The organism is Microcystis sp. M53603_WE2 (genome assembly GCF_030065435.1).
On record NZ_JASJFF010000733.1, the window covers coordinates 1 to 5,991 of the forward strand.

A 5,991-nucleotide genomic window follows, 5' to 3' on the forward strand; every position below is an offset into this window, starting at 1 on the left:
CCCGGCATTCCCGAAGAAAAACAAGAGCATATTTTTGAGGGTCATGTGCGTCTCAAACGGGATGAGGGTAAAGAAGGTTATGGCATCGGTTTATCGGTCTGTCGCAAGATTATTCGCGCCCACTACGGTCAAATTTGGGTGGATAGTGTCCCTGACCACGGCAGTAGTTTTCACTTCACCCTGCCAGTTTATCGCTAAAATGCTCCGCTAACCAAGCATCAATGTCCCCTAAAACTAAGTCGGGGATTTCCCAGGGGAACAGATGGGCCGTGTCTGGGTAACATTTCCACCGAGACAGTTTCAGTTTTTCGGCTGTTTCTTGGCTCGAGGCACTGGTAATATGGCGATCATTTGCCCCCGCCAGAACTAAGCAGGGAATTGTGATTTTGTCAAGAGATTTTAAACAATTGTAACCTTTTTTTAAAGCCCGATTTAAAGCCCGATCGGCAGCTGGGGAAGTGCCTAAGTAGGCGGGAACAGCATCTTGAGCCAGATAACGATAGGATATCGCTTGATGTTGTGAAAAAAGATACTGAAACAGGGAACGACGGGCAAAAGTATCAATATTCCAACGCCATCCCGGTTTGATCTGATTGAGAATTGCCGCTATCCCCGTCAAAACTAAATCTGTGGTGGTGACGGGGGGATGACTACCCCAAGGCCGCCCGGCCGAGGCCACTAGAATTAAACCGGCAAAGCGATCGGGATGCCGCAATACTAATTCCAGGGCGATTATACCCCCCAAAGACCAACCGAGAATTAAACATTGCTGGATTTTTTGGCGATCGAGCAGCTCGATTAAATCCTCTAGATGTTCTTCTAGCTGAAAATCCCGGCGATAACGACTTTTGCCGTAGCCGCGCAGATCCGGGGCCAGGGTTTGCCAGCGTTGGCAAAAATGATCGGTAAATACAGACATACTACCTGCCGAACCGGGATGACCGTGCAGACAGAGAATCGGATAGCCATTACCTTTGATCTTAACGTTGAGAGCGATCGACATTGATCAGTTATCAGTTATCAGTTATCAGATTTGAGTTTTAAGTGAGCAGTATGTATTAAGCGAGCAGTATTAAATAGCAGTTTCCTGCTGTCTTTTCACTGTTCACTGTTTACTGATCACTGATTATTGACTAGGATATATGAGCGATCGAGTCTCTGGTAAGTCATACTAGAGAATAGGAGAGAGTTGGTCTAGAGGTTGCGGGATCATTTGATCAATGATTCCGAGGAAAGTCCGAACTCCCGAAAGACCACACTTGCTGGATAACGTCCAGTGCGCGCGAGCGTGAGGATAGTGCCACAGAAAAATACCGCCCCTTTTTTTCAGTGATTAGTAAACAGTAACGAAAGTAAATTCACTGATGACTAATAACTTTCCACTGATAACTGATACCTGATAACTGATTGGGGGTAAGGGTGCAAAGGTGCGGTAAGAGCGCACCAGCAGTATCGAGAGGTACTGGCTCGGTAAACCCCGGTGGGGAGCAAGGTGGAGGGACAAAGGTTGGTCTTTTTCCTGTCCCGTTTTTAGGAACCGCTTGAGGTAATTGGTGACAATTATCCCAGATAGATAACCTCTATTCCAACAAAGGTAAAAGCGATTTTACTGCTGTTGGGAAATACAGAATTCGGCTTATGTCTGACTCTCTCCTTTATCAGTTATCAGGAGGCGGTCGGCGGTCGGCAATAGGCAGCTTTGTTCTCCCCATCACCCCACACCCCACACCCCACTTCCCCACACCCTACACCCCACTTCTCCAACAATTGTAAAGAAATGTTACAATTATGCTGTCATAACAGCTTACCATCTTGACAGGAGGGAAAGACAGTGGTTATAGTAAGGACACATACCCGGGTAAACCAATTTAGTGATATGCAAGACAAGCAAAAAGTCACACTGTACCTTCCCCCTGGAGTCCATCGTCAACTAAAAATAAGGGCCGCAATCGATGAAGAATCGATGTCAGGGCTGGTGGAAAAAGCGATCGCTTTCTACCTAAAATACCCCGAAAAGGTAGAAGAAATCGAAGCCGCCGCCTATGGCAAAACCTATCAGGTTCATGTCTGTCCCGAGTGTGATGCCGCCTTAGTGATGAAAGAAGATCGGCTAAGGTCAATCAAACGCCAGCCCGGAATAGTCGGCGACGAGTTCCCGCTCGAAGTTCCCGAACCCGTTGGCGCTCAAGGAACCGCAGAGGGAGAAGCAGCCTTAGTTCCCTGCTAAACTCTCGGTAGCCGCCCAAGGTCAAAACCGTTACCACAAATAGGGTCGATGTTATGAAAGAAGAGCTAGAAATTCTCGTCAAGGCTCAGTATCCCCTGATTTACCTCGTCACCTCCGAGGAGGAAAGGGCGGAAGAAGCCATCAGCAAAATAGCCCAACTAAATACACAACATCGACGGGTGTTTGTCTGGACTGTCACCCACGGCATGATCGAACTAGGTCAACCGCGCCAAACCAGTCAACATAATACCGTGTCGCCAGAAGCGGCGATCGAATGGGTAGTGCGTCAACGGGAAGCGGGCATCTATATATTTAAAGACCTGCATCCGTTCATCACTTCTGCTCCGGTCACTCGCTGGTTGAGAGATGCGATCGCAAGCTTTAAAGGAACCGAAAAAATCATTATTTTAATGTCTCCCCTGCAAGAAGTCCCCATAGAACTAGAGAAAGACGTAGTAGTTCTAGATTTTCCCCTGCCGGACATGGGAGAGTTAGATACAGTTCTCTCACAACACCTAGGCAAAAATCAAAATCGTCGTACCACCACAGAGGTCCGGGAAAAACTCCTGAAAGCGGCCTTAGGCTTAACCAAAGATGAAGCCGAAAAAGTTTACCGCAAAGCCCATGTAAAAGCGAACAAATTGACGGAAGACGAGGTAGAAATCGTCCTTTCCGAGAAAAAACAACTGATTCGCCGCAACGGAATTTTAGAATACGTTGAAGAAGACGAGACCATCAACGCCGTCGGTGGTCTGGAAGAATTAAAAAAATGGTTAAAACAGCGATCAAACGCCTTTACAGAAAGAGCCAGAGGTTACGGACTCCCGCAACCGAAAGGAATGCTAATTTTAGGAGTACCCGGCTGTGGTAAGTCCTTAATCGCTAAAACCACCTCGCGCCTCTGGAGTTTACCGCTCCTGCGCTTAGATATGGGACGGGTTTACGATGGTTCCATGGTGGGACGGTCTGAGGCTAACCTGCGTAATGCCCTAAAAACTGCCGAATCCATCTCTCCAGCCATTCTGTTCATCGATGAATTAGATAAAGCTTTTGCCGGTGGCACAGGATCCGCCGATTCCGATGGGGGAACCTCTAGCCGCATCTTCGGCTCCTTCCTGACTTGGATGCAGGAAAAAACCTCACCCGTCTTCGTTATGGCCACAGCTAACCGGATTGAACGGCTACCCGGGGAATTTCTCCGCAAGGGGCGCTTCGATGAAATCTTCTTTGTCGATTTGCCCAATTCCGAAGAAAGACAAGATATCTTTAATATTCACCTGACTAAACGACGCTCCGACATTTCTCGCTTCGATTTGGAGCAGTTAGCCAAGGTATCCGATGGGTTTTCCGGTGCGGAAATAGAACAGGCGCTGATTGCCGCCATGTATGAGGCCTTCGCCCAAGATCGCGAATTCACGCAATTAGACATTATTGCGGCGATTAAGGCGACTCTGCCCCTATCTCGCACCATGACCGAACAGGTGACGGCCCTGCGTGATTGGGCCAGACAACGCGCCCGACCTGCTTCGGCCTCCGTCGCTGAGTACCAGCGATTGGAGTTCTAACAGACTTTCGCCCGCTCCCAACGGGATGAAAGGCTAGTTCTCAGGGACTAGCAATGCCTCGAAAAGCCGCTTGGCGGCACTCTTTAACTCTCAATCTGTTGTTGTTGATTCTTATCTACAAAGAGGAAATTCCAATGTCTCATTTTAGCACTCTCCGGACCAAAATCACCGATGCCGAAATCCTCAAAGCTTCTCTCCGCGACCTCGGCATTAGCGTGAAAACTGAAGCCGATGTTCGTGGTTACAACGGTCAACGGGTTCGCTCCGACATCGTTGCTGTTCTCGATGGCGAATATGATCTCGGTTGGTCCCGCAATACCGACGGCAGTTTCGATTTAATCGCTGACCTCTGGGGTGTGGCCAAAAAACACAATCAAACCGAATTGATCAACTCGATCAACCAAAAATACGCTGTGAACAAAACCCTATCCGAAGTGAAACAGCGCGGTCTGCAAAACGCTAACGTTAAGCTAGTCGTTCAAAGCTAAGATTTACAGCGCGTTCCCAAGCCTAGGGGTTGACCAGTTCGGTTAACCCTTTTTTCTGTCTGTGGGGTATGTTAAGAATAGTAAAATTAACTTGACAAAAATGCTCCGACCCGAAGAAAGAACTAAACTCGATCCGACGAAAGACAGCGATTTTTATGCTTTTCCCCGCTTTGTCACCCACGTGGATGAGGGTTTTATCGATCGATTAACCGCTCTCTACCGAGAGATCTTATCGCCGAATACACGCATTTTAGACCTGATGAGCAGCTGGGTGTCCCATTTACCGGAGGAGATGGAATTTGAGCATATCGAAGGTCACGGGATGAATGGGGAGGAGTTAGCCAAAAATCCCCGCTTGCATAGTTATTTTGTCCAAGACCTCAATGCACAGCCAAAATTGCCCCTAGGGGATAGTTCTTTTGATGCGGTGTTAATCACAGTGTCGGTGCAGTATTTGCAGTATCCAGAGGCGATTTTTGCGGAACTGTATCGCATTTTAAAGCCTAATGGTCTGGTGGTGGTCAGTTTTTCCAATCGGATGTTTTACCAAAAAGCGATCGCTGCTTGGCGCGATAATAGCGATTTAGGCCGGGTGGCCCTAGTGAAATCCTATTTTAAATCGGTGGCGGGATTTAGGGAAGTACAGGCGATCGTTCGTCCTGCTACTACCCCCAGTTTCCTGCAAATGTTAGGAATTATGGTTGCTGATCCCTTCTATGCAGTGATAGGGAAAAAGAATCCTCTCTAGGATTATAGTCATCGTTTGAATTCTTAATCCCTAATGCTCGCCATCCAATGCCGACTCTGACTGACCAGATTTTTTCTCTTGGTTTCACCTCTTTGAACTCTAGGCTGGGGTGAAATGGATTTTCTTTCCAAATCTGGTAATTTTTCTTGGCTGTTTCTTGTACCCTTTGCGGCAAACTTAGAAAAAGTTGACGAAACCTCTTGGTTCTGGATGACTTCATTCTTCCCCAAAGCCTTTATCTTCTGTTCTCCCCTCTTGTTCTTCTATCAGAGCTTCCTGTGCCATTGTTATTAAAGCTCCCAATTCCATATCTTCGTTGGAAAGGCTTTTCTGCCATTTTAATTCACCTTCAATATCTTCCAGCAATTGTTGAGCAAGTTCATCTTGAAGATGCTCTGGCAGTTTCTGGATTTCTGTGAATGCTTTTTGCAATAGAGTAGTCATGTTTTGTTCATGTTTTACGGGTATTGAACTATTTTACTACTTTTTCTACTCTTGCAATCTAACGGTTTAAGTTTGTCTAAGTAGGTGGGTGGAATTAAATATAAAATGAACGTAGGTTGGGTTGAAGCATGAAACCCAACGCCCGCATGGGTTACGCTACCGCTAACCCATCCTACAAATAATTGTGCCTACCTACTTATAGCTTTATTGTCAACGACTTTAGGGAATAACGGGCTTCAATAAAAGGGCTTCTGAGGGCTGCTCAAGCATTAATAAGCTGTTCGTAATTTAAATTGCTTGTTGAGACGAGGCAAGAGGCAACAGTAAAGGAATTGGAGGAGATTCGGCTAATCTAAGAATAAGCAGTTTAAATAGGGTTTGCTGAATAAATGTGAAATGTAGGCAAGGTAGGGGTTTTGTGGCTTTACGAGCGAAACAGGTGCAAGATTTTGAGAGAATCATGTTTCAAAACCTTACATCTTCATCGGCCCGCGTCCTGTAGGGGCGAAGCATTCGGGC

General features: G+C 46.8%; 8 protein-coding genes and 1 other RNA gene. 6 read left to right on the top strand and 3 right to left on the bottom strand.

Annotated elements, in window-relative coordinates:
• Positions 1–198 (top strand): ATP-binding protein (locus PX481_RS15820; protein ID WP_288094940.1); only part of this gene is annotated, 198 nt, incomplete at its 5' end.
• On the opposite strand, the gene PX481_RS15825 is transcribed toward PX481_RS15820, so the two are convergent.
• Positions 176–1,003 carry an alpha/beta fold hydrolase gene (locus PX481_RS15825; RefSeq protein WP_288094941.1) on the bottom strand — a complete coding sequence of 276 codons (828 nt, stop codon included), beginning with the start codon at positions 1,001–1,003 and terminating at the stop codon, positions 176–178. The genes PX481_RS15820 and PX481_RS15825 overlap by 23 nt on opposite strands.
• Before the next feature lie 182 nt (positions 1,004–1,185).
• On the opposite strand from PX481_RS15825, the gene rnpB reads away from it, so the two are divergent.
• The 5 genes from rnpB (at position 1,186) to PX481_RS15850 (ending at position 5,028) form a co-directional block, all read left to right on the top strand.
• Positions 1,186–1,654: RNase P RNA component class A (rnpB, locus tag PX481_RS15830), an RNA gene on the top strand.
• Positions 1,655–1,876: 222 nt separating this feature from the next.
• Positions 1,877–2,227: a slr0373 family blue light stress response protein gene (locus PX481_RS15835; RefSeq protein WP_012265766.1), complete on the top strand. Its 351-nt coding sequence runs from the start codon at positions 1,877–1,879 to the stop codon at positions 2,225–2,227.
• 53 nt (positions 2,228–2,280) lie between these two features.
• On the top strand, positions 2,281–3,792 hold the full coding sequence (gene ycf46 / locus PX481_RS15840; protein ID WP_061430126.1) for a stress-responsive protein Ycf46: 1,512 nt from the start codon (positions 2,281–2,283) through the stop codon (positions 3,790–3,792).
• Between the two features lie 134 nt (positions 3,793–3,926).
• The gene (locus PX481_RS15845) at positions 3,927–4,280 is read left to right on the top strand and encodes a DUF1257 domain-containing protein (RefSeq protein WP_002731874.1); all 354 of its coding nucleotides are present in this window, start codon (positions 3,927–3,929) and stop codon (positions 4,278–4,280) included.
• A gap of 100 nt (positions 4,281–4,380) precedes the next feature.
• Positions 4,381–5,028, top strand: coding sequence for a class I SAM-dependent methyltransferase (locus tag PX481_RS15850; RefSeq protein ID WP_002781835.1), 648 nt, complete (start codon positions 4,381–4,383; stop codon positions 5,026–5,028).
• Here the strand turns inward: PX481_RS15850 and PX481_RS29770 are convergent.
• Both PX481_RS29770 and PX481_RS15855 read right to left on the bottom strand, forming a co-directional pair.
• Positions 4,976–5,248 (bottom strand): hypothetical protein, encoded by a 273-nt coding sequence (locus PX481_RS29770; RefSeq protein ID WP_353852196.1) that lies wholly within the window; start codon positions 5,246–5,248, stop codon positions 4,976–4,978. The two genes, PX481_RS15850 and PX481_RS29770, sit on opposite strands and share 53 nt — an antisense overlap.
• Positions 5,245–5,472 carry a hypothetical protein gene (locus PX481_RS15855; RefSeq protein WP_012265763.1) on the bottom strand — a complete coding sequence of 76 codons (228 nt, stop codon included), beginning with the start codon at positions 5,470–5,472 and terminating at the stop codon, positions 5,245–5,247. Before PX481_RS15855 ends, PX481_RS29770 begins: the two co-directional genes overlap by 4 nt.
• Between the last annotated feature and the right edge of the window lie 519 nt (positions 5,473–5,991).